The 23606-nt window shown below is 38.3% G+C and carries 21 protein-coding genes and 1 pseudogene; 9 read left to right on the top strand and 13 right to left on the bottom strand.

What is annotated here, in order from left to right:
* Nucleotides 1-109: 109 nt before the first annotated feature.
* The 4 genes from H5200_RS03870 to H5200_RS03855 all read right to left on the bottom strand — a co-directional run bounded on the left by H5200_RS03870 (nt 110) and on the right by H5200_RS03855 (nt 5171).
* Nucleotides 110-406, bottom strand: a complete 297-nt coding sequence (locus H5200_RS03870) for a hypothetical protein (RefSeq protein ID WP_182717990.1) — start codon at nt 404-406, stop codon at nt 110-112.
* A gap of 28 nt (nt 407-434) precedes the next feature.
* Nucleotides 435-896 carry a GNAT family N-acetyltransferase gene (locus tag H5200_RS03865; protein WP_182717989.1) on the bottom strand — a complete coding sequence of 154 codons (462 nt, stop codon included), beginning with the start codon at nt 894-896 and terminating at the stop codon, nt 435-437.
* Between the two features lie 875 nt (nt 897-1771).
* Complete coding sequence (locus tag H5200_RS03860; RefSeq protein ID WP_182760977.1) at nt 1772-4186, bottom strand: hypothetical protein; 2415 nt, start codon at nt 4184-4186, stop codon at nt 1772-1774.
* Between the two features lie 286 nt (nt 4187-4472).
* Nucleotides 4473-5171, bottom strand: coding sequence for an NrtR DNA-binding winged helix domain-containing protein (locus tag H5200_RS03855; protein ID WP_149981773.1), 699 nt, complete (start codon nt 5169-5171; stop codon nt 4473-4475).
* Nucleotides 5172-5358: 187 nt separating this feature from the next.
* Between H5200_RS03855 and prs the strand changes: the two genes are divergently transcribed.
* Together prs and H5200_RS03845 are read left to right on the top strand one after the other, a co-directional pair.
* Nucleotides 5359-6213 carry a ribose-phosphate diphosphokinase gene (gene prs / locus H5200_RS03850; protein ID WP_182760976.1) on the top strand — a complete coding sequence of 285 codons (855 nt, stop codon included), beginning with the start codon at nt 5359-5361 and terminating at the stop codon, nt 6211-6213.
* A 10-nt stretch (nt 6214-6223) separates the two neighbouring features.
* Nucleotides 6224-7819, top strand: a complete 1596-nt coding sequence (locus tag H5200_RS03845) for a nicotinate phosphoribosyltransferase (RefSeq protein ID WP_182760975.1) — start codon at nt 6224-6226, stop codon at nt 7817-7819.
* 186 nt (nt 7820-8005) lie between these two features.
* Here the strand turns inward: H5200_RS03845 and H5200_RS03840 are convergent, their stop codons facing one another.
* From H5200_RS03840 to H5200_RS03810, 7 genes are all read right to left on the bottom strand, one after another.
* On the bottom strand, nt 8006-8389 hold the full coding sequence (locus H5200_RS03840; protein WP_182760974.1) for a hypothetical protein: 384 nt from the start codon (nt 8387-8389) through the stop codon (nt 8006-8008).
* Between the two features lie 149 nt (nt 8390-8538).
* Complete coding sequence (locus tag H5200_RS03835; RefSeq protein ID WP_182717985.1) at nt 8539-8853, bottom strand: hypothetical protein; 315 nt, start codon at nt 8851-8853, stop codon at nt 8539-8541.
* A gap of 639 nt (nt 8854-9492) precedes the next feature.
* Complete coding sequence (locus H5200_RS03830) at nt 9493-10062, bottom strand: DUF6985 domain-containing protein (RefSeq protein WP_182760973.1); 570 nt, start codon at nt 10060-10062, stop codon at nt 9493-9495.
* A 545-nt stretch (nt 10063-10607) separates the two neighbouring features.
* Complete coding sequence (locus H5200_RS03825; protein ID WP_182719565.1) at nt 10608-10949, bottom strand: DUF6559 family protein; 342 nt, start codon at nt 10947-10949, stop codon at nt 10608-10610.
* Nucleotides 10950-11352: 403 nt separating this feature from the next.
* Nucleotides 11353-13236, bottom strand: coding sequence for a CocE/NonD family hydrolase (locus tag H5200_RS03820; protein WP_259399168.1), 1884 nt, complete (start codon nt 13234-13236; stop codon nt 11353-11355).
* Between the two features lie 178 nt (nt 13237-13414).
* Nucleotides 13415-14476 carry a YCF48-related protein gene (locus tag H5200_RS03815; protein ID WP_182760972.1) on the bottom strand — a complete coding sequence of 354 codons (1062 nt, stop codon included), beginning with the start codon at nt 14474-14476 and terminating at the stop codon, nt 13415-13417.
* Between the two features lie 59 nt (nt 14477-14535).
* Nucleotides 14536-14856 (bottom strand): membrane lipoprotein lipid attachment site-containing protein, encoded by a 321-nt coding sequence (locus tag H5200_RS03810; protein ID WP_182719567.1) that lies wholly within the window; start codon nt 14854-14856, stop codon nt 14536-14538.
* Nucleotides 14857-15189: 333 nt separating this feature from the next.
* Between H5200_RS03810 and H5200_RS03805 the strand changes: the two genes are divergently transcribed.
* Complete coding sequence (locus tag H5200_RS03805; RefSeq protein WP_182760971.1) at nt 15190-16551, top strand: MFS transporter; 1362 nt, start codon at nt 15190-15192, stop codon at nt 16549-16551.
* 37 nt (nt 16552-16588) lie between these two features.
* Here H5200_RS03805 and H5200_RS03800 read toward each other — a convergent pair.
* A pseudogene (locus H5200_RS03800) lies at nt 16589-16729 on the bottom strand (delta-class carbonic anhydrase); the annotation flags it as partial.
* A gap of 70 nt (nt 16730-16799) precedes the next feature.
* Nucleotides 16800-17048, bottom strand: a complete 249-nt coding sequence (locus tag H5200_RS03795) for a hypothetical protein (RefSeq protein ID WP_149982739.1) — start codon at nt 17046-17048, stop codon at nt 16800-16802.
* A 188-nt stretch (nt 17049-17236) separates the two neighbouring features.
* Here H5200_RS03795 and H5200_RS03790 point away from each other — a divergent pair, with 188 nt between their 5' ends.
* The 6 genes from H5200_RS03790 (at nt 17237) to H5200_RS03765 (ending at nt 23419) form a co-directional block, all read left to right on the top strand.
* The gene (locus H5200_RS03790) at nt 17237-18385 is read left to right on the top strand and encodes a hypothetical protein (protein ID WP_182719562.1); all 1149 of its coding nucleotides are present in this window, start codon (nt 17237-17239) and stop codon (nt 18383-18385) included.
* A 357-nt stretch (nt 18386-18742) separates the two neighbouring features.
* A complete protein-coding gene (locus H5200_RS03785; RefSeq protein ID WP_182760970.1) occupies nt 18743-19423 on the top strand; it encodes a CsgG/HfaB family protein in 681 nt (226 codons plus the stop codon).
* Complete coding sequence (locus tag H5200_RS03780) at nt 19423-19770, top strand: DUF4810 domain-containing protein (RefSeq protein ID WP_182760969.1); 348 nt, start codon at nt 19423-19425, stop codon at nt 19768-19770. The genes H5200_RS03785 and H5200_RS03780 overlap by 1 nt, the downstream gene beginning before the upstream one ends.
* Before the next feature lies 1 nt (nt 19771).
* Nucleotides 19772-20449, top strand: a complete 678-nt coding sequence (locus tag H5200_RS03775; RefSeq protein ID WP_182760968.1) for a DUF799 domain-containing protein — start codon at nt 19772-19774, stop codon at nt 20447-20449.
* Between the two features lie 605 nt (nt 20450-21054).
* The gene (locus tag H5200_RS03770; protein WP_182735724.1) at nt 21055-21210 is read left to right on the top strand and encodes a hypothetical protein; all 156 of its coding nucleotides are present in this window, start codon (nt 21055-21057) and stop codon (nt 21208-21210) included.
* Between the two features lie 85 nt (nt 21211-21295).
* Entirely contained in the window at nt 21296-23419 is a 2124-nt protein-coding gene (locus H5200_RS03765; RefSeq protein WP_182760967.1) for a TonB-dependent receptor, read from the top strand.
* Nucleotides 23420-23606 lie beyond the last annotated feature (187 nt).

Raw genomic sequence — 23606 nt, 5'->3', positions numbered from 1 at the left:
TTTGGTCTTAACGTGTTGGAAACTACATTTCGTGACAATACGAAGTCAATTGCAACGTTTTGTTAAGCCTTTTCGATTGCACAGCCATAATCTAAGCTGTTATGTGCTTTTAACTGCACGATTCTAGAGCCTGCTCGAAATGATCTGCTAGCTCAACGTATTGGCTACCCCAGCCATTATCCATTGCAATTTCTTGCAAGGAGGCAGTAGGTAAGAACATGTTGACCATTTGCTCTGGGCTAGAAAGATACCCAGTAGACTTAACAGAGGCAAGGTTTGCTGAAACGACAACAAGTAGCTCTTCAGGTGTTTTACTACTGAACATTGATTCTTCTGAGTCACACAGAAAACTTTCAAGGTGTGTTAAAACCTTTTCCATGTTATCTTTCATTGCTTCAGTTTCCATAGAGCCCTATCGTCACATAACGTCGCAATCACGCGTGCATTGGCTTGTTAAGTTTGAGCTCCATAGGCTGATAAACCAAGCCTGCCGATTCGCCGATTTCGCCACTACGCTCAAACCCATAATTTTCATAAGCGGTCACTGAAGATAGCGACGCGCTAACGGTAACAGTTTCAACCTTCGCATGATTCAAGGCGGATATAAGCAGCTTTCTTCCAATACCACTTTTCTGTGATTCCGGCCGAATAAAAAGCATCGCAACATGGCGACCTTCCTTAAGCTCAATGACGCCCTCGACATTTTCGTTGTTCTCAGCAACCAGCATCAAGTTATCGCCTCTCATCCTATCGAGGAATGCATCGCGCGCAGCGATATTCGAAAAGGTTGTAATCCCCTCATCAGACAATGTGCTTGCAACAGACTGCAAAAAAGAGTCCATGCAAATTGCACTTACAGCTTCAAGGTCCTTCTCTTCCACCTTCCTGATGATCATCAATGTCCCCCAAGAACATAACGCCTCGCTTAACCGGCGCAAAATAGCAGGCTAAAATTAGCGACGAAGGAGCGCAAGCCTGCTGTTTTGCGTCCGTGGTTAAAGCGTTTGTTAGCTAGCAGCAAACACATATTTGCGGCCTAAATAAATGAAGTGTACTGCAACAGCTATTGGTATAAGAAGCCAAATTAATTCGACATTTATACCTAACATAAATGCAAACCCAAGGATTGAGCAAAAGCCGCAGATTATAAATAAACGTAATTTAGTAAACGACAAAAAATATCTGTTTGGCTCTAGAATATGCATTAAAACGGAGATAAACGCGAACATACCTAGAAAGCCTCCAACCTCAATAAGTAGCATAACCAGTGCACCATAATAACCGTCTAATATACCCATAATTGAGATGGGTATAGTGATTAAGCCTAGCCCTAGCAGTATGACTAAAGGACCAAACCCAATTATGGCTTCAACAATGATCAAGAATTTGTATATTGGTCTCATTTGCTAGCTAACAACTTATTAAAAGGATCTAAACCCGCGAGTTGCAGACAGAAAACCCTTTGATTTTTTTGATACTTTCAGTCTAACTCTGTATCTAAATGTAAATCAAGAGATTTATATTTGTTGTTTTTTGTTGTTGTAAAATACAAGAAATACCCCCGCGCATTGTTGAAAAAAACGATTTATAAATGCAAGAAAATAAAGCAGCTAAAGATGCGCAAAGCGTTAAGATGGGTGTCACTTTTGTGCTCTGGTGTTCTCCTTAGAAAAAGAACGCCACGCAGTAGCAACGTCAGTTTTTAAATTTGGCTATTACCGGACGGTTACGCTGTGCATATTAAGTAAGTTAATTCTTTTTGCATCTTATCTTAGTAGTCGTCGGCACTAAAAAGGAATGAAAGCTTTTCATGACTGAATTTTTTTTTGAGTTTCGTGTAATTGGGTGTTATCAAATTTTGATAGGTTTTAGAGGGTATGTTATTACCACTAAATTTAGAAATGAAGTATTTCACCTCTTTCAATTTTAGTTTCTGAAAATATTCAGGAATAGCATTTTCAAACGTACAATTATTAATCCCTAAATACTGTAGATGTTGTAAATCAGCAACCCATTTAGGGAAATCGATAAAATGTATACCGTCGAAATAGAGCGTTTCCAAATTTGAAAACTCTTTAACGTAATCCGGAAGTTTCTCAATTTTATGATGCGGGTTAAAATCAATAAGATCCAAGCTGGTTAAACTTTCTGGTATGGTTTTAATATCGTCGCCTACGCCCATTAAGTGAAGGCGCTGTAAAGCTGTAAATTGATTAAGCCCAGCATAAGCCTTTTTATCAAAAGCGTAGCATAACGTTATCTCTAGATCGTTTAGTTTGGGAGCCTCTAAAGCTGCTAAAGACGATAGCTCTGTACGCGATAGGGAAAGCTTTTCTAAATGAGGAAGCTGTACAGCAGGGAAATCTTTTATAATTTGGTTATTTTCTATTGAGAGCGCTTGTAAATTAGGCATCTGCTGAAGCAATTCTTTTACATTTTGCGCTTTATAATAGTCTAATTTTAATCCTTTTAATTGAGTAGCAGGGTGCACATTAAGTGCAGCTTCGCTTTCGTTTTGATTTTCTATAAACAGTTTTTCTAATTGCGGACAGTGTTTTAAAACATCTTTTATAGCCGCTGTTGACCAAATAACCTGTAGTTTTTTTAAGTATTCTGGCTTTGGAAAATAAGCAGAATAGTCAATCTCAGGATCTGCCGTTGCTTTAGGAAAATATAGACTTAAGCTTTTGGCTACGATTTTACTAAAAAAACTCTTCATATTGGAGATGCTTAGCGATTGAAAAGACGCTTTTTCAGTTTGTATTAACCTTTCTCCTGGAATAAACTCTTTAATGTTTAAAAGGTCGAGATTGTTAATTTTTTGAGGAAGCACATCACTTTCAATGACTAAATTAGGACATCGTTGAATTTCTAAAGAGTCAAGCAGGTCTATATTTTTTAGCGTTTCAGATAGCTTTTCTATTTCAGAGTTCCATAGTTTGAGGGTAGATAATTTACGGCATGCTCCTAGATTGGCGAATAAAAAATCACAATCATTCATCCCAAAACAAGCAATAGTTTCTAATGCTGGTAAACTTTCTAAACCGGAAGCAAGTTGTGGTAATTCCTTAATACTGTAGATTTCTAATTCCTTTAAATTCGGAAAGCTTTCAGGGTTTTTTATCATATAAGCTAGGAAATCTTCCCGATAAAGCGTCAATTTAGAAACCTGTAGAGTAGTATTAGTATTTATAATGTCTATCGAGTCATCTAATTGTATAACACCTATATCTGGCATAAAGACTAAAGTATCATCAATCTCTTTAACTTTTGGCAGACGCTTAAACCGTACTTTTTTTAGTGTTTTTAATTGATGGATGTTATCTGGAATTTTGGTAAGACTAGGGCAATCAAAAACTTTTATTTCTTCTAATATTTTCAAGGAAGAAAGGTCCGGTAAGGTTTTTAAATTTTCTAAATTTTCTAATTCCAATATTCTTATAGAAGTCGGAAGTTTTAATTGATCAATATTTTTAGTGGTTAAGCCTTTTAATTTTAAAGTTTCAAGATTACTAAGTTGCTGCAAATCTGTAGGCATTTCTAAGGTTACCGTTTCGCCCCCTTTAGCCTGATCAATAGTGAGCTCCTTAAGTTGCTTTAATTGGCTAAAATATTCTGGCACCTTTTGTAAACAAGGGGTTTTTAGCGATATGACTTCTAAATTCTTAAAGTTACTAAAAGAATCTGGGAGTACTGTATACGGCCCTTTAATGTAAAGCGTATTTACCCCACTTAGTGTTCCAAATTCTTCTGGAATACCACTTGCAAATACATTCGTTATGTTCAAACCCGTTATGCCTTGGAGTCGTAAAATAATAGAAGGATCTTTACTTATTTTTTTAGCAACGCTTTCTTCACTTAAAAAGAAACGTGTATACCCCAGCATATTATATAGCTTGCCAATAGGAAAACCTGGATCTATAGCTGCAAAATGCACAAGCGTACTGATGAGTTTTCCGGTATCATCTAATTTTTCAGGAAGCTTATTACGGGTTTTAAAAGCTTTTAACTGAGCTTTACCCGCGTATTTTTCTAAGATTTCTGAAATTTCTTTTACAACGTCTTTATCTCTGTAGAGTTTACCAATTAGAAAAAGCTCATAAAGACTATCCTTCGGATAGTTACTGCTTTCTTGAAGGTACTTGTAGTAAGAAGCTATATGCTCTATATTAAATTTCATTGTCATTTTATTTCTCCGAATTGAATAACCTTTCAATGTTGTCTGAAAGACTTTGATTTACTACACTATTAAATCAGGTAAATGATCTTCCCTTGAAACTCAAGACACCTAGCTTGCCGATTTATACCTAGTTTTAAACTCTTCGGGGGGGACTGATAGCCAAGATGGTTGTGCAGTCTAACTCGATTTTAAAATACTTCAATATAATCTAGTCTGAGCTAGTACATACTCATATAAGCAGGAATAAACTAGCGCTCTTATAAATGAGTCTAGGAGCGCTTCACCTTATACATTAAACACTCAAGTTACGTTCAAAGTTCACAATATCTACATCAGGTTTTACTTTATATAGCTGCGCTAAGCGACCACCAGACTTCACTTTTTCATCGACTTTTTCAAACATATCAGCTGCTTCAATACGCCTAATAATACTCTTTCGCTGTACTGGTTTACCAAGAATAGTTTCAATCACTAACTTAAACTGTCCAACAGTAAAGTGCTCTGGTAAACAATATACGGGGATCATTGAATAAAGCGCTTTCTGTTTTAACCGCTCTTTTGCTTGTTCAATTATAAACTTATGATCAAAAGCGACAGGTAATTCAGTTAGTTTATTTAGATCTATCCATTTTGCATCATCAACAGTTGCTATATGAGTTGATACTTGCGCCTCTGCAATTAATGCAAAATAAACCAAAGTAACACTAAAACCTCTAGGATCTCGGTTAACTCCTGAATACGTTTGTAATTGCTCTAAATACTGAGGGGCAACACTGGTTTTTTCTTTAAGTTTACGCAGCGCAGTCATGCCAACATTGTCATCAATATCAACATTTACAAATCCGCCAGGGAGACCCCATCTACCAGCAAAAGGCTCGCTTGCACGCTTTACCATTAAAACCTTTAAAGCGCCCTCTTTAACTGTGAACAGTACACTGTCGACTGTAAATAAAGGGTTTTTATATTCAGTAATATCGTAATGATTAGCCACAATATGCTCACGCTAAGTTAATGTCTTAATGACACAATAAATCAAACACTTCTCAATTTCAACCTATAGTACAATCATACACCTATCATAAGTTCAGTAATTTAGTTTAAAAAATAGCTTGAATGTAATGAGTACATTTGATAACTTATTTGTGTCGTTAGGACACAAACATTCAAAGGACAAAAAAATGAAAGTATTTAGCTATGACTCAGCAGGAAGTAAATCGTTAATCGATTATGATAATTTCACTTTTTCTGGTGGTGAAGAACATGTCAGATTTAATACCGCTAATTTTTCAGACTCTAAAAAAATAGAGATTTTTGAACGGCTAACCAACTCTTCAAACATGGTTAGATTAATGATTGCTGTCGATGCGTTAAAAAGATTAACAAATGAAAGCACACCTATTGAACTTGTTATTCCTTACTTTCCTTATGCTCGCCAAGATAGAGTATGCGTTGAAGGAGAAGCTTTAGGTGCTGCTGTTATGGCAAAGTTTATTAATAACTTAAACTTTGCAAAGGTTACTATTTGGGATGCCCATAGCGATGTATCTCCAGCTTTAATAAATAAAGTGAACAATATTGAACAAATTTCGCTACTCGCCCGCTGCGAAGAGCTAAGCCAACGTTTGTCACAAGGGGAGCTGACCCTTATTTCTCCTGATGCGGGCGCAAGCAAAAAGACCATTAAAATTTCAGAAAAGTTCAATGGTGTACCTGAGGTTATTCAAGCACAAAAAGTCAGAAACTTAAAAACAGGCGAAATAATCAAAACAGAAATTATTGGCGATGTTAAAGGTAAAAGCGTGCTGATTGCCGATGATATTTGCGATGGTGGCAGAACATTTATTGAGCTTGCCAAAGTTCTAAAAAATAATGGTGCAGTTGAAGTTTCTCTTTTTATTACCCACGGTATTTTTTCAAAAGGGCTTGATGTTTTTGAAGGACTAATAGACAAAATTTACACGACTGACTCGTTTAAACCAGCTAATGAATTTAAACATAGTAACAACATTAATTTAGAAATTATTGAGATGTAAGGAAAACACCATGACTATTATAGCTGCAAGTATGCAAAAAGATGTTTATAAAGAATTCCATAGCCGCGCCTATCACCCTGACGTAAGTGAAGTATATGCAAACTTCACATCAAGAAGCGGAAAGCTTAGTAACATAGAAAATAACGATAAAGTGGCGTTTGTTGGTCTACAGTACTTTATTAAAAGCTACCTTTTAGAAGAATGGAATGAGTTTTTCAAAGTGGATAAGGCAACAGCAGTTGCTAATCACAAACGTATTATGAGCTCAATGCTTGGTTATACTGTTGATGTAAAGTATTTAGAAGACTTACATGACTTAGGTTATTTACCATTGAAAATAAAAGCATTACCAGAGGGAACGCTAGTCCCTTATTTAGTTCCGCCTATGACAATCGTCAATACTAAAGCCGGTTTTCAATGGTTAACAAATATGATTGAAACGGTACTAAGCTGCGAAAACTGGCCAATCCAAACAAGTACCACAACCTCTGTTGCCTATTTAAAAGTATTTAAAGAATTTGCACAAAAAACAGCAATGCCTATGGAGTTTGTACCTTTCCAAGGGCATGACTTTAGCTTTAGAGGGATGTTCGGCAAACATGCTGCCGCTATGAGTGGTTTTGGTCATTTAGCATCAGGACTGGTAGGCACAGACACCATTCCTGCTGTTTTATTTGCCGAAAAATATTACGGCGCTAATGTAGATAACGAGCTTGTAGGTTGCTCTGTTGATGCAACAGAACATTCGGTTACGTGCTCATGGATCATGGAAGGTGAAATTGAGTTTTTCAAATACTTAATGAAAGAGCAGTCACCAAAAGGAATTTTAAGCGTTGTTTCTGATACCTGGGACTTTTGGACGTTAGTAACTGATTACTTACCACAATTAAAAAACGAAATCATGGCGCGCGACGGCACGTTAGTTATACGCCCAGACTCAGGTGATCCGGTTAAAGTACTCACTGGATATACTGTTTCACCGGTATCTGATTACAGTGAACTATTCACCACTCAAGATGAAGCTGAAAAAGAAGTATTACAAAGAGGCTACGAAGCATACCGTTTTAATGGCCAATATTTTGGCTTTGAAGATAACAACACCATTGAACTGATGGAATGTGAAGTAAAAGGGCTCATCGAATGTTTATGGGGTATATTTGGTGGCACCACAACGCCAAAAGGCTACAAGCTACTTGATGAACACATTGGCGCTATTTATGGTGATGCTATAACGCTAACCCGTCAACGCCAAATTTTACAAAGGTTGATGGATAAAGGCTTTGCATCAAAAGTCGTATTAGGTATTGGCTCTTACAGCTACCAATATGTGACTCGCGATACACATGGCTCAGCAGTAAAAGCAACGAGCGTAGTCAAAGCTGGTGAACGCTTAGCTATTTTTAAAGATCCTAAAACTGATGCAAAGAAAAAATCAGCAAAAGGGCTCTTAAAAATAGAGCGAGTCAATGGCGAGCTCACCTTGTTTGATGACGTAACCGAGCAAGAAGAAGCACAAGGACTGCTAGAGGTTGTTTTTCAAGACGGTAAATTAGTAAAAGAAACCACCTTGAATGAAATTAGAGAGTGTATAAACCAGCAAATTTAAACCACAGCTGGGGTTTAAGAGGTAATGTTCAAAATCGTTATATGAATAAACCTTACCTTGAACTGTCAGATTTGGTTAGTGGGATTCAATCAAATCTGACAGTCGCATATGCGTCATTTCGGTCATTCAAACAAAAAGTAGCAAAAAGCAAGATGCTACCTCATACGCCTTGTTAGCAGCTCTTTGTTATGGCTTGCCGCGTAGAATGCTTTGTAACAGTTCATAATTACGCCCCACCAAATTACCTACTTGGGGAATGGATGCCAAAAACTCTGAGTTCAATCTAAGCTTGGCTCTAAACTCTTCATGTACAATACAGTCATCTATAAAAGGCCCTGCAGAATTTGCGTTTATACCGCAGTAAAATGAGATCGCATACATCGCTGCAAACGCAATGTCGGGATTTTTGCTACCTGTCATTTTAACGAGAATATATTGAGCAACTGCTCCGTACTGAGGACATAAAATACTGACCAAGCAGCCCTGCCATTGAAGACTTCTGTTTTGCGATACTTCGCTAAGTGTTTTCCAATCTTGCTCGTCAAATTTTTCGATAAGCTTTTCAGCCATTTCGGACTCCCCGCCATCACACCAATCCATTGATTCGTGATCGCTCTTGTTAAGGAAATCATCTAATTTTTTGAATGCAGTGGATGTCATATCGTTCTCAAAAAGCCTCAACGCCTTGCTCAGCTGCATTTTTGGAGTGGAGCAATTTGTTAAATATTAATATTTTTCAATTTGCACCGATTTAATACTTTTAAGTATTTTTCGTTTTCTGTTGTGTTTTCGTTTATTAGAATTTCGTGCATCCATTCGCAATCAGTATCTCTTAAAAACGTTTCATAACCATTCATTTTCAAAAGTGAGCTTATATCGAATTTAGCTTCTCCTCCTCCACTTGCGACACCTCTGCCAATGACTTCACCTGCTCGAAAATAATATTTATTATCACTTTCTTCCAACATTAGGTAGTGAATTTCTGGTGGGTTTCTATCAAGATGTTGCACTTCTGAAACCAAATGTGTAGCCATAGTTTATCCCACTGTAATATCCAACGAGCCTTTAGCTTAACTCGTTTTTAATTTATGTTTATTGATGGTTAAACCATAGCTGAGCTCCTATATTGATTCAATCGTTTACTTCTATTTCATGTGAAATATAAAAAGAGGATTTACTGTTGCTTTAATTGCCGTTTTGAAAGGTATTACAGGTGTTTTAGGAAGTATTTTATGTAGATACCCACTTTAATTTATCTCTCAAAATTGAACCACAAAACTTGCCGTGTAGCTAAAAACCTAAATATTTCCACGCTTAAAATACTTATAAAAACTGATTATCGGAATCAAAATTTTAATTACAGACAGCCAAATAATTGCATTGTTGCGGTGTGAATGTTTAATTAATGATATTCAGCGCTAGGCTAATAACTTTCACTGTTACTAAGGTTCGCTCGTCGTTTCCAGCCTTAGCTTTCACAATAGCTCGTCTGTGAAGATAGTCGACCGACTGCACCATGGAATACACGAGTAAACTGCGTTATCAGTTTTAACCAGTTCTCAGGGCTAATATTGACTCGATCTAGTACAGGATCAGTGTGTTTAACTTAAAAGTAGGAGTCATACCAACTCTCGGCTCAACTGCCGAGATCAGATTACAACCGCTTGTTAGTGCTATTCCGCTGCATATGTTTTGACGATATTGCCATAATAAATATACTTATCCATGGATTTATCCGCGTAAGCATCAGAGTTATTTATGTGTCCATAACCCCCAACTTTAGCTAGATTCTTCCCGTCCTTGAAAGATATAGAAATCCCATGTTCAATCTCCCAATCGCATCCACCTGTAAATTGACAGAAAAATTCCTCAGTTATAGAGCTTCTGCTAATTGATAAAGATGATATATGTACGAACTCAAATATATCATCTTCATTCTCCTGAGCTGGCATATCTTCAAGGCACTCTTCTCCGACGTCTAAGACAAAGTCTCTATAGTATGCGAATAGGTGCTCCTTGAGATATTCTCTGTCACCTTTGTCCAGAGCCAATGTATTATTTAGTGTTTTCTCTAATTCAGATTTGAATTCATCTAATTCTTGATCATTGAAATCAAGTCTTATCTGAAGCTTTGAGTTGTTCAGAAAAGGGATCGATAATTCCGAAGAAAGCCAATCATACCATTCTTCATCGTATTCACTTTTCACTTTAGTAAAAACTATGTTTCCGATCGCTAATTTCATACGATTTCTCACGAAGAACTAACGAGCCTGTAGAATTACTCGTTTTTAATTTATTTTTATTGATGCATTAACCATAGCCGAGTTCCTATTTTGATTCAATCGTTTACTTCTATTTCATATGAAATATAAAAAGAGGACTTAGCGTTGTTTTAATTGCCGTTTTGGAAGGTATTGCAGGTGTTTGAGTGGCTTATTTGAGGTGATAATGGCTCACACTAATTAGTGCGTCGTGTTTTGCAGTTTTTCTAGATTATGAACAAGGCAATACAGTTGCCGCAGAATGACGTGAAGGCATTCACTTCTATTTATCCACGTAAGGGCAACTGTTTATGCTTTTACCAATAATGAAGCCAGCAGCCTTGAATAATGCCATGATCAGGTTAACTGATGAATGTCTCGGCTCTGGCATCCTGCTTCGCTCTACCTTCTAAATCCATTTAGTCGAAGTGCCTCAGCGATCCCAAAAGGATACGGGAAAAAACTGGCTGCGATGAAATCACAATAAGAGATTACTGCGTAACGCGCCTATATGTGTTGTGCATAAATTAGTCACCGCCACCAGAGTCGCTGCTAGAAAAACCTCCATCACCCCCTCCGCCATAATGTGAAGAACCAAATAGAGCACCAAAAAGCCCAACTCCAGTTACGGAAGTAATTGTATTGTTCATTGACTCGCTAGATTCATTAACAGGTGTATTAGCTTTGAAAGTTGCAACATCACAATACATTAAATATGCATAATGAATATGCCTTTTATCAAAGCCCATTTCATCAATGGTTTTATCAACTTGACCTTTGGCATACGTTGCTGAACCGCCATACCTTTTAGCTAATGCGGGACGAAGTTTGTATTTATACTTTCGAATCGTTGAATTTTTACCAAACATTGTTGAAACTCCCTTTACGCCTAACGTCTTATTGAACACCATTTTGGTGGCTTATAACACCTCAAAACGGCCTATATTACATACTCTGATAATTCTATTAATAATTACCTTTGTAAACAAGTAATTAAAATAGCTAAAATCAAGGCTTGTTATTTTGCATCAAAACAGCAGTGAATAATGTTATCGGGCAAAATTAAAATATTTATGGCGGTGGGGCTAAATTTAACTTATACCAATATCTGCATACAGCTCACAACTGTCTATCAGATGAAATATAAACCGGTGTGTCAAAACTTTAAGATCAGATAGGTGCTACTACAGTTAATAACCACCAGCTGATAAACATATTTATCAGCTGGCAACTATTATTTTTTCTCATTCAAGAGCAGTAGCTACAATTTAACTAGTGCCCTATAACTTTAAATGAAATCGAACTTGGGTATTGTTCACTATGGTAAAGTTTATGTTGCGCTTTTACGAAATCTTCAGCCTTGGCTTTAAAGATATTATCAACATACTTTTGTGGGTTCATATCCATAAATGGAAACATGCTACTTTGAACTTGAATCTGTAACTTGTGCCCGCGTTTAATGGTATGTAAAACATCCAGTAATTCAAAATTAACTAAAGTGGGTTTATTTGCCTCAAATGGTTTGGGCTCACTCATGCTGTCTCTGAAACGACCACGAATAATGCCCCATCTAACTAATTCGTGGCGGTTACCTGTGGCTTCATCAACTTTGTTAGTGGATTCATCCATACCAGGAAATACATCAACTAGTTTTACAACAAAGTCCGCTGCACTTTGGCTGGTAGAAACATACAAGTTTAGATCTATAGCACCTGCAATAGTTTGATCTTCTTTAGCTACATCACTATTAAATACTAATACATCGGTACGTCGAGCTGTAAAACGCTGATCTTCAGCCATATAAGGTCGATCCCAACCTCGACTTGTATGTGCAGAGTGTGGCACTGGTTTATTAGGGTCGCTAATATAATCGCTCGAACCACCTTGCTTATCTGTTGAAGTTAATAATTGCTCGTTGTTACCAAGATAAAGCGTCACATCGCTCGTTTCTTTTGGCGGCCAAGTATCAAACTCACGCCATCTGTTTGCACCCGTTTCAAAAATCGTCGCTTTCGCTAAAGACGCTTCTTTAGTGCCTTTTAAATTATGCTTAAAAAATGGCAGTAACATATGCTCTTGGAACCACTCACTGGTATCAAAGCCAAAATTAGCTTCGCCCATTTTGTCGCCTTCTCCGCGATTCCACTGACCGTGATACCAAGGGCCCATAATGATATGTACATTATCTTTTTTATTGTGCTTAGACATTTTTTGATAGGTCGCTAATGGCCCATACAAGTCTTCAGTGTCATACCACCCACCGACAATTAGTGTCGCTGGCTTTACATTATCAAGATGTTGCAAAACATCACGCTTTTGCCAAAACTCATCATAATTAGGATGCTCAGTTAATTCATTCCAAAAAGGACGCTCGCCATTAAAATATTTTTTATTTACGTTTGAAAGCGGGCCTAATTTACGGAAAAATTCATAGCCATCGGGTGTTGTAGAATCCATTCCTTCAGGCCAATAAGCAAACTGACCTTCCCGTTGTTTATCAAAGGTATCGAAAAAGATAAATGCCATTGGTGTTGAAAAAGCTCCGTTGCGATGAAAGTCATCATAAAACCAGTTAGCAATAGGAGCCTGTGGTGAAATCGCTTTTAATGCTTTGTGACTATTAATTGCAGCCACCGACGTGTAGTAACCAGGATAAGAGGTACCCCACATGCCTACTTTGCCATTGTTGTTTGGGATATTTTTAACTAGCCAGTCAATGGTATCGTAAGTATCGGTTGCATCATCAACCGCTTTACCACCTTTGTCTCCGGCATCTTGAGGACGCATATTTACATAGCTACCCTCAGACATAAACTTACCGCGAACATCTTGAAAAACAAAAATAAACCCTTCTCCTTCAAAAATCTCACTGGGCCCTAACTTGGCTTTATACTTATCTACACCATAGGGAGCAACACGATACGGCGTGCGTTGCATCATGATTGGATATTTACTTGATTTATCATAAGGTACATAAACCGCTGTAAATAATTTAGTACCATCGCGCATTGGTATTTGGTACTCGTATTTAGCATAATGAGAGCGAATATATTCAGCTCTTTTATCTTCCTGCTTATTTTCTTCTGCTTGTATGAAGCTTGCAAAAATTAAACAGCAAAATAACCCTATAAATTTTGTCATTTTATTATTTTTCATAAAGTACCTTCATAGTTAGTTTAACTATGTTTTTATTGATGAATTTTCAATCTAAACTTACTATAGCCAAAAGTGTGATGCCATAACAACGCGCTAAAGTAGGCTAAATCAGCGATAAAAGCCGATAACCTCTGAAAAATAAAGCCTTTAAGCACTAGTGACTCTTTAATCAAACTAATTATTCAGTCGGTATTATTAAAACAGCTACTTTGCCCTCAGAACCTGCAAATAAAAAACGAGCATTACTGGCGCTTAATGTAAAATAGCCGGTATTATCATATTTTGGATTAGCAAGTGGTTGCCACGTATTTCCTTGATCGTATGAAATGTCACTGCCTGTTTTACCCGTTGCAATGCAAGCGAATGCGTTACATGCCATCGCACTTCTTAGTCCACGGTCACCCGATTTAACATGTTTCCAACGATTTTTTGTAACGTCATACCGTGCCATATTTGGATAGTTTTTGTCACGTTGCAGGTAATCACCACCAACAACAAATAAATCATCATCACTATTCAAAGCCAGACCATAACCACCAGCAGTATCCGCGCTACGATACAAAGGAACACTTTTCCTTAGCCAAGATAGTCCACCATCATTTGAGTGATAAACAGAAGCCGACTTTCCACCCGTTGTTAACCATGCTTGATTATCTTTTCCTACAATGAGTGTATTACCACTGGCGGCAAATGCGGACTCTGAAGGTATTAAGCTAGGTAAATTTACTTTATCGGTTCGTGTCCATGTTTTGCCGCCATCTTGTGTACGTTTAACTACATAATAACCATCGACAGGATCACCCATTAATAAACCATTGTCTTGATCCCAAAATGCAATTGAATCAAAAAAACCTGCCTGATCCTGATTCTGTAACAATAATTGCCAACTTTTACCTGCATCTGTTGTTTTATATAATGAAGACTGTTTACCTGAGCCAACACTCATTACAATCGCGGTTTGCGTATCAAACACCGCAATATCACGAAAATCATTATTTATGCTGCTTTTTACACTGCGATCATGCCAATGTTTACCGCCATCTTGACTCACCCATACACTATTATTGGTACCTGTGACCCACAACGATTGATCAAATATCGCCGAACCACGAAGTGAAGGCTTACCATCAATCAATGTATGCTGAAAACCATCAACTTGCTGAGCAATAGCTAAGTGGCTAAACACAAAGAAAGTCAGTACACAGAACGCTGTTAAGCTATGAAACGCTGTTATTATCATTATGAATCACCGATACCAATTAGTTTATTTTATAGTAGTTAACATAAACGCAGAGTAAGTTAGTCATCCGTCCTTGTTAATCTTACTCCATCAACAACCATTGACCACTGCCCATCGCTAAAAAATGGTGGTTGCGAAACCTCAAAAGTTGTATTCATTATAAGCATATCAACTAAGAAATTATCGCCATCAAACTCATCAACGGATGATGAAATAGAAGTTCCACCTCGTTGATAGTCAAAAGTTCCATCTGGGAGTATTTCTAGATACATGCCAGGACCTTGCCAATAACCTATATAAGCAAACTTATCTGCGGGTATTGGCTTACTGCAAGCACTCAGTGCCAACATAATAAATAAAGTGATAACTATTTTTTTCATTAGTTTCATTGAGACTTCGCTAAATTAGGTAATTCAGTGTAGCAATAAACACCTCACACTTACTACTTGTGTATCGATAAATTAATACAAATCATAGTAATAGCGTATCCATTAGATTGATGAGTGACTTTATTGCACACTAAACCATAACGTGTCTATTTTACTGCAAGCGCCACCATAACATTCGCTAAAAAACCAAGTAATAAATGCTTAGTACTCAATACTAATCAGAATATAGTTAATAGTAGAACGACCCAACAACCCATTTACTACTTGGAAAATACATTTAGTTACTCTAGTATCAACTTGTCTAGGCTAACTATTTGCATTTAAATGAAATCATTTCCTTCGCTGTATTTTGCTAATCTATTTTTAATTATTGGCACCGGTTTACTCACCACCTATTTAGCCCTCTATTTAGGGAAAAATGGCATCTCGACCTTTTGGATCGGGTTAATGACCTCATGTTATTACATGGGTTTGTTGCTTGGCTCAAAGCTTGGTTATCACCTTATTAAATCGGTCGGCCATATTAGGACCTTTGCAGCCAGTACCGCCGCTGTTTTAGCCTGCGTTGCAGCACACGGCGTTAGCGATAATATTTATTTATGGTTAGCCCTGCGACTATTTGTAGGCCTTGGTATGATGTGTAACTACATGGTGCTCGAAAGCTGGCTCAACGAACAAGCTGCACCAGAGTCTCGCGGGCGAGTGTTTTCGTTTTATATGATCACCTCTTATCTGGGTATGATTTTAGGTCAATTTGCATTAGCCGAATTCCCAGAGCTTGGCTATGCACCACTATTTTTAGTGTGCATGGCACTGGCAATTGGCATTATTCCTATTTCAATCACTCGTAGGATTCACCCCAAGCCATTAAAACCAATTCAAGTCAGTCTGTTTGACTACTTTAAAAAAGTACCGCAATCACTTACAGCTGTTCACTTTGCGGGTATTATAAATGGCAGCTTTTACGGCCTTGCACCAACATTTGCCAAGTCATCTGGGTTTAATTCGTCAGAAATTGCCATTTTTATGTCTGCCACTATTTTTGCAGGTCTGATCGCGCAATGGCCAATGGGGATATTGTCGGATAAAGTACGTCGTAGCGTGTTGATCCGCACCAATGCGGTTGCGATTGGTGTAGTTAGCCTTGCTTTATTTTTTCTACCTATTACGCAAACACTCGCCTTTGCACTCACTTTTATGTTTGGCTTGTTCGCCTTTACTTTATATCCATTATCCTCAGCCTTAGCTAATTCACGCGTTGCAGATGAAGAGCGCGTTGGCGTGTCATCTGCGTTATTAGTTGTTTTTGGAGCCGGTGCAGCACTTGGTTCAACTGCCAATGCACAAGTTATGACCTATTTTGGTCACCAAGCCCTTTATGCCTCCATCGCATTATTAACGGTGATAATGTACTTATTACTCACTTACATTAATTCGAAACAAAAAGTAGAACAACCAGAGTCGAGTGATTACGTTGTAGGCACATCAGACGTTACCAACTCGCCACTGGCTGCGACCATGGATCCACGAATAGAAGAAACGACTGCCCACGAGCAAATGTTGGTGGTCGATGAAATTGATGATGAATATGAAGAAAACAATGCAGTCTTTGATACCGAGGAACCACAGGGTGACCTGTTTAAAGACTTTCAAACGCAAGACGAAACCGCAGAACTAAAAAAATAGCAATTCATTTTCGATATTACAAAAGCAGGTAACAGCTTCAATTTACCTGCTTTAATTGAGCAGCTGATAATTTACGCTCAGAAAGGTAGCCTATAAGATGACCTTTGTCATTGCCCGCATACGTTTTAAACTCCCCGCCTTTATGCTCCGCATTTTTATAAAAATGAATGTTGTATAAATTAAGCTCACTTCGGCTGGCCCCCCCAAGCTAAGTAAGTTAATAGCTGCCTTCAATCGCTTTTCCAAAATTAATGTAGCTTTTTAGGCCCACTACGAACAAGCTCTTTACCGTTTTCAAACACATCTTGTGTAACCCAGCGGCCTAACAACAACTTATGGTTATCATCAAGTACAGCTACAAACGGGCGACCATTGGTATTATTGGTCGCCAGTGCCACACCGGCTATATTTTTTAAGCCCAATCCACCATTATCAATCAGTAATAAAAAAGCTTCTAGCTCTGCGAGGGTGTCAATTACATCGTTATCATTAATCATGCTGTTTACTCAGTTATAACTTAATGAGTGAAGGATAACAGTTTATGAAAATAGGCTCTAGAGGCTGATTAAACGTTAAAGGTGGGAGTTACGACCCAATACTCAACGTATTTATTTGCGCTTACTCGCTCTACATCCGATAGTAGCCTTTGCATTGAAACTATTAAAACTGCTTATATAGGAAAACCATGATCAAACGACTTTTAGCCGCAAGCTTAATCTTCTCTTCGGGTTCTGTTTTTAGCGCTAACCCAACGGTTGAAGAGCTGCGTATTAAGCAAGCCACAACCGCTATGCCACAAGTTTTAGATATATTTTCTGAGGATATCGCGCAATTTGAACAAAGCTGGAAAAGCCTAAGAAACTTTAAACAGGCAACTGACTTACTACATGATTACTCAAGCCAACTCTGGCTCAACGCCAAACAACACATTACCGTCACTAAAAGCTACGATGACAGAGCACTTTACTGGGCTCGCCTACTTTCAAGTAAAATAATCCGTACAACAAAACCTGAATTTGCATTAACAACTGCCGAGCAAAGCGCATTATTAACAATGCTAGAAAATGGCAGCAGAGGACGCACCGACCTAGCCTACTCTAAAAACACCACCAAAAAGATTTTACTAACTGGCTTTGATCCATTCTTACTGGATAGAAACATCAATCAAAGTAATCCATCCGGTGTAGCCGCATTATTACTCGACGGCCAAGTAATTACTTATCAAGGTATCAGTGCCGAAATAAATACTGTGATGGTGCCTGTTCGCTATGAAGACTTTGATCAAGGTATTATTGAAGAACTACTCGCCCCTTATTACGCTCTGAATAACGTAGATATGATAGTTACCGTGAGCATGGGTAGTAAAGACTTTGACCTTGAACGCTTTCCAGGTAAGCGGCGCAGCGTAACCGCCCCCGACAATGCAAATATTGTCTATGGCGGCACAGCAAAAGCGCCACTGATTCCAAGTTTAAACGACCGTCCACTCCCAGGGAGTGAGTTTGTGCAATTCAGTTTGCCCGCCACGCAAATGCAGCAAGCCAAAGGGCCATTTCCGATAAATGACAATCATAAAGTTGTTACACTCGAAAAAGCCTTTGAACCTAAAACTTTAGCTGAACTAAAAGATGCGATTGCAGTAAAAGGCGGCGGCGGTGGTTACCTGTCTAACGAAATTTCGTACCGCAGTATTCGCCTGCGCGATCAACTCAATTCAGATATTCCTACTGGGCATATCCATACGCCACGTATAGCGCAGTTTGAACCAGAAACAGAAGCTAAAATAGTCAAACAAATTCAAGCAATGTTAGAGCAAAGCCTATTAGCCCTTTAAAACACAATAAAACATACTGCTATTAGCTCTACAACTGATAGCAGTTGAAACAACCACCTACTTTTAATTGAAATAATACCAATCACTGCTTCAATAAATTAAAACAGAAATTATTTCAAAGATGAAAAAGTGCTACCCCATCTCCTTAAACTTTCCTTGCTGCTGGATCATACAAAAATCAGACTACCACTGACTGGTACCTATAAAGTAAAGAATAACATTGCCTTTACATAATTTTTTGTTTATAAAAGTGGATGGTATTGGTAGTTATAATAGGTAATTAACTAACAAATATAAATATTAAACATTGGCATCCAAATCACTTTCTGCAATTATTTTAAACGGATATAATTCCTTATGCATATAAGCAAAAATCACATAAAAACAATAATAATTTCTGCGGTTGCAGCATCAACTTTAGCAGGTTGCGCTACAACATCATCTAAAGTTGTTGAAACCCCAACAGTTGCTAGCTATAACACTAACTACAGTGGCACTAAAAGTAAGTTGGTAGTTGGGCAATTTGTTAACCGTTCAAGTTTTCAAAATGGCATATTCTCATCTGGGCAAGACCGTTTAGGTAGCCAAGCTAAAACAGCATTAATGAGCCACTTACAACAAACAAACCGTTTTAGTGTACTTGATCGCGATAATATGACCGCACTTGCTGAAGAAGCAAAACTAACTGGTACAAAACAAGTTATTAGCGGCGCTAAATTTGTGGTAACAGGTGATGTGACAGAGTTTGGTCGCAAAGCTATTGGCGATCGACAGTTGTTTGGTTTATTAGGCAAAGGTAAATCACAAATAGCTTACGCTAAAGTAACACTAAACATTGTCGATGTTACTACATCAGAAGTTATCTACTCAGTTCAGGGAGCTGGTGAATACAGCCTATCTGAGCGTGAAGTTATTGGTTTTGGTAGTACCGCTTCATACGATGCAACCTTAAATGGCAAAGTGCTTGATTTAGCCATTCGTGAAGTCGTAAACAAGCTTGTTACAGGACTTGAATCAGGCCTATGGGGCAGTAAATAATGAAAAGGCTAATTACTTTAGCCTTAGTATGTGCTGCGCTTACAGGCTGTAGCTCAACTAAAGAGCCTATCTATTATTATGGCGAATACAGCTCAGCCGTATACGCATACCTAAAAGCAGATGAAGTAACAGTTGAACAGCAAATTAACATGCTTGAGCAAGTTATTGCAGATGCAGCAAACAAAAGTAAAATTGTTGCACCTGGCTTGCATGCTCATTTAGGCATGCTGTACTTTGAAACAGGTGACCCTACTTTAGGTGCTAGCCACTTTGAAACTGAAAAGTCACTTTTCCCAGAGTCGGTTCAGTATATAGACTTCCTTCTAAAATCTGCGAAAGGCGTTTAACATGTTGAACTTTAAATCAATAACAGCAACTGCGCTGTTTGCATTATTAGCGGGTTGCGTTTCGCCACCACCGACTCATGATTACACAGCGTTTAAACAAGCTGATCCACACTCAGTTATTATCCTGCCACCGCTCAATAATACACCTGAAGTTATAGCGCCTTACAGTGTAATGACCCAAATGGTTGCACCTATTGCAGAATCCGGCTTTTATGTTTTTCCTGTTGCGCTCGTTGAGCAAACCTTTAAAGGGAATGGCCTTTCAGTTGCAAGCGACGTGCATCAAGTTCCTATTAAAAAGTTACACGATATTTTTGGTGCTGACTCGGCACTTTATATTACTATTGAAGAATACGGCACCAGCTACGTTGTAATTTCAAGTGAAACAGCTGTAACTGTTTCCGCATCTTTAGTCGATTTACGCACTGGTGAACAATTGTGGCAAGGTAAAGCAAGAGCTTCCTCTGCCGAGCAGCAAAATAATGGCGGCGGTGGACTTGTAGGCATGCTGGTAGTGGCAGCAATTAACCAAATAGCAGAAACTGTAACAGACAAAGGTTTCGAAATTGCTGCTATCGCATCAACGCGCTTACTTTCATCAGACGCTTACAACGGCCTACTATATGGTCCTCGTTCGCCTAAATATGGCCAACCGGTCCCGAGTGAAAAGAAAAAATAAAATGCTATTCTGATTAGCTAATTAAGTATTAAAAAAGGTAAGTTTATGAGGCCGAACCGTACAACGATTCGGCTTTTTTCTAACATATGGCTCACTAATTTAGTATGATTGGTATGATTTTTAAATATCTAACCTCCACCTTGAAATTACCTAAAATGCAAACTTACTTTTAAAAGCAAGCAAATATGGCTGCTCAGTCTATATCGCTAGTGACGTTGTCACTCATAACGACAGCCTATAAATTATCGTTTTTGGGTAAAAGCGTTGAACTGATAAAAAAATGGCAAACTAACAAAGCACAGCCTATTCCCTGATTGATGTCTGATCTAGAGGTTTTATTTATCAAAATAAAACATAAACCACTGATTATAAATAACAAAGTAAAAACTTATAATTAAACAGATTATTTTACTTATTCAGCTCTCGACATTGCAAAAAAAACAACGTTATACTATCACTTGATGAAACACATGAATTTACACTCACTCAGACACAATAAAACGCTATTAAAATATTTAATGGTGCTTTTACTGCTGTTCAGTGTTTTTTCACAGTGGCACTCAACTGTTCACGCAGTACAAAGCAGCACAGAGTGCCAACTCTGCATGAGTTCGTTTGATTTTGACGATTTAATATCTCCTACCACCAGTATATTTGAACCTGAAAGCAACCGCTACAGCGCTGTTTTAGCCTTACACTCCCCGCAATTTAGCGCAACCGTTGCGTTTTCAGGTAATCGTGATCCACCGAATACTCTTTAAAGTTTACTGTTAAAAAACCGTTTTATAAAGACTGTTTACCATTGGGTAAGCAGCCAGTTTTAGTGCAAATTTTAGAGATTAAACAATGAAAATTAAGTATTCACCATTAGTTTTGGCGGTATTAACTGCTATCAGTACACACGCAATGGCAGCAGAGAAACAAATACAAAAAGATGAAAGCGATTTAGAAAAAATTGTTATTACAGCTTCACCGCTTAAACGTACCGTACTTGAATCAAGCACCCCAGTATCAATTCTTAGTGGCGAAGAGCTTGATCAGCACCAAGCAGCAACCCTTGGCGAAACCTTAAAAAATGTGCCAGGTGTACACAGCTCTTATTTTGGACCCGTTGCCAGTAGCCCAATTATCCGAGGATTAGATGGACCTCGAATCAAGGTTGTACAAAACGGATTAGGCGCATCTGATGCATCACGCGTTGGCCCCGATCACCAAGTATCAACCGAAACCTCTACGGCCACACAAATTGAAGTATTACGCGGCCCTGCTACTTTGCTTTATGGTAGTGGTGCAATTGGCGGCGTTGTTAATGTGGTTGATAACCGCCTCCCCATTGAAAGACAACAAGGTATTACTGGAGAAGTATTTGCTCAGTACGATAACGTAGCAGATTCAAAAACAACATCTACTGATTTAAATGCCGGAACGGGGGACTTTGCAGTTCATATTGATGCTTACAACCGTAATACCGGTGACTATAAAATACCTGCTCCCGCTGATATTAATGAACATGGTGGCAGTACTAAACTCTCAAACTCAGCAATCGATGCACACGGTTATAACTTAGGAGCTGGCTGGATCACTGACGATACACGCGTCGCTTTTGCCTATGGCTCAATGGACTCAGAATACGGTTTACCGGGTGAAGATGGCGTATTTATTAAGTTAAAACAAGACCGCTATCAAGGTGTTGTTGATTGGAATAATCTTGACGGTTTTATAAAATCGGTGCATTGGCAAAATGCATATACTGATTACCAACACTCAGAAATTGAAGGGACTGAAATAGGCACTACTTTTAAAAATGAAAGTATCGAGTCTAGACTATGGGCAGAGCACAGCGCGGTTTATGGTTGGCACGGTATAATGGGCTTACATTATAACAAAAGTGATTTTGAAGCGATTGGCGAAGAAGCCTTCACACCACCAACAAAAACCGACAGTTTAGCCGCATTTTTAATGGAAGAAAAACAAACAGGTGCTTTATTGTGGCAGCTTGGTACACGCGTGGAGCAACTAACCCATAAAGTGAATAACCAATTTTTTGATGAGCTATCAAACGATAATAGTATCTCATTTGCAGATGAAGATTACACGGCGGTTTCAGGCTCTGCAGGAGTAGTTTGGAGCATTAACGACAAGCACTCATTAGCATTTAATTATGCATATTCACAACGAGCTCCTTCGGCATCAGAAATTTATGCCTACGGCCCACACATAGGCTCAGGCACATATGAAGTAGGCGGTGCTTTTGATGTTGTTAATAACAGTGATGGTACTTACTCTGTGGCTCAAGTTGCCCAGAGTATGGATAAAGAAGTATCAAACAACTTAGACGCTACATATCGCTATAACGCTGATAGCTGGAATGCCAGCATCAGTATATTCCAGAACCAAATTGACGATTATATTTACGAAGACTTTAGCAACCTTGTACTAAGTGATGGTGAGTTTATTACTTCCCAAGCTTATGATCAATTACAAGATACAGGTGCAGCTTCAGATGAAGAGACTGATGGCTTACCTGTGGTAAATTTTGCGCAAGGAGATGCTAAACTCTATGGTTTTGAAGCACAAGTTGACTGGCACTTAAACGAACAATGGCGTCTGGATGTGTTTTCGGATTATACCCGCGCTAAACTAGATAAAGGCGGTAACGTACCAAGGATCCCACCATTACGTGTTGGTTCTTCAATACATTATGAATACGGTAATTGGCACACTGAAGTAGAAGTCACTCGCAACAGTAAGCAAGATAAAATTGCTGCAAACGAAACCACCACCGACGGCTATACCATGCTATCAGCCGCTGCTAACTACTACCTTGATTTAGGTAACGTTGACATGACATTGTATTTAAAAGCCGACAATCTAACCGATCAAGAAGCGCGCGTGCACTCATCTTACTTAAAAGACGAAGCACCACTTCCTGGTCGCTCATTTAGTATAGGTGTAAGAGCGCGTTTTTAAACTGCGCTTGCTATAAGTGTTTGTTAAATAAAACAGCTCTTATACCAATCGTGTTAAGTTAATGACCATTTATAGCGACAGATAAATACAGTGATAACAAGGCGTAAATTTTGACATGTAGTTGTTCTACTTGAAAAAATTATAACGCAGTTAGCGCTTTATTTAGCTCGCTAGAATGGTTAAATAT

It is taken from the genome of Pseudoalteromonas sp. SG43-7, assembly GCF_014164295.1.
Lineage (GTDB): Bacteria > Pseudomonadota > Gammaproteobacteria > Enterobacterales > Alteromonadaceae > Pseudoalteromonas > Pseudoalteromonas rhizosphaerae.
Note: the sequence above shows the minus strand (reverse complement) of the source record. Positions and strands in the feature narration are given on the sequence as shown.

What these genes read in the sequence shown, in the direction of transcription:
- H5200_RS03870 (WP_182717990.1), bottom strand. Translation starts at nt 406, where the DNA reads ATGGAAACTGAAGCAATGAAAGATAACATGGAAAAGGTTTTAACACAC.
- H5200_RS03865 (WP_182717989.1), bottom strand. Translation starts at nt 896, where the DNA reads ATGATCATCAGGAAGGTGGAAGAGAAGGACCTTGAAGCTGTAAGTGCA.
- H5200_RS03860 (WP_182760977.1), bottom strand. Translation starts at nt 4,186, where the DNA reads ATGACAATGAAATTTAATATAGAGCATATAGCTTCTTACTACAAGTAC.
- prs (WP_182760976.1), top strand. Translation starts at nt 5,359, where the DNA reads ATGAAAGTATTTAGCTATGACTCAGCAGGAAGTAAATCGTTAATCGAT.
- H5200_RS03845 (WP_182760975.1), top strand. Translation starts at nt 6,224, where the DNA reads ATGACTATTATAGCTGCAAGTATGCAAAAAGATGTTTATAAAGAATTC.
- H5200_RS03840 (WP_182760974.1), bottom strand. Translation starts at nt 8,389, where the DNA reads ATGGCTGAAAAGCTTATCGAAAAATTTGACGAGCAAGATTGGAAAACA.
- H5200_RS03835 (WP_182717985.1), bottom strand. Translation starts at nt 8,853, where the DNA reads ATGGCTACACATTTGGTTTCAGAAGTGCAACATCTTGATAGAAACCCA.
- H5200_RS03830 (WP_182760973.1), bottom strand. Translation starts at nt 10,062, where the DNA reads ATGAAATTAGCGATCGGAAACATAGTTTTTACTAAAGTGAAAAGTGAA.
- H5200_RS03825 (WP_182719565.1), bottom strand. Translation starts at nt 10,949, where the DNA reads ATGTTTGGTAAAAATTCAACGATTCGAAAGTATAAATACAAACTTCGT.
- H5200_RS03820 (WP_259399168.1), bottom strand. Translation starts at nt 13,236, where the DNA reads ATGAAAAATAATAAAATGACAAAATTTATAGGGTTATTTTGCTGTTTA.
- H5200_RS03815 (WP_182760972.1), bottom strand. Translation starts at nt 14,476, where the DNA reads ATGATAATAACAGCGTTTCATAGCTTAACAGCGTTCTGTGTACTGACT.
- H5200_RS03810 (WP_182719567.1), bottom strand. Translation starts at nt 14,856, where the DNA reads ATGAAAAAAATAGTTATCACTTTATTTATTATGTTGGCACTGAGTGCT.
- H5200_RS03805 (WP_182760971.1), top strand. Translation starts at nt 15,190, where the DNA reads ATGAAATCATTTCCTTCGCTGTATTTTGCTAATCTATTTTTAATTATT.
- H5200_RS03795 (WP_149982739.1), bottom strand. Translation starts at nt 17,048, where the DNA reads ATGATTAATGATAACGATGTAATTGACACCCTCGCAGAGCTAGAAGCT.
- H5200_RS03790 (WP_182719562.1), top strand. Translation starts at nt 17,237, where the DNA reads ATGATCAAACGACTTTTAGCCGCAAGCTTAATCTTCTCTTCGGGTTCT.
- H5200_RS03785 (WP_182760970.1), top strand. Translation starts at nt 18,743, where the DNA reads ATGCATATAAGCAAAAATCACATAAAAACAATAATAATTTCTGCGGTT.
- H5200_RS03780 (WP_182760969.1), top strand. Translation starts at nt 19,423, where the DNA reads ATGAAAAGGCTAATTACTTTAGCCTTAGTATGTGCTGCGCTTACAGGC.
- H5200_RS03775 (WP_182760968.1), top strand. Translation starts at nt 19,772, where the DNA reads ATGTTGAACTTTAAATCAATAACAGCAACTGCGCTGTTTGCATTATTA.
- H5200_RS03770 (WP_182735724.1), top strand. Translation starts at nt 21,055, where the DNA reads ATGAGTTCGTTTGATTTTGACGATTTAATATCTCCTACCACCAGTATA.
- H5200_RS03765 (WP_182760967.1), top strand. Translation starts at nt 21,296, where the DNA reads ATGAAAATTAAGTATTCACCATTAGTTTTGGCGGTATTAACTGCTATC.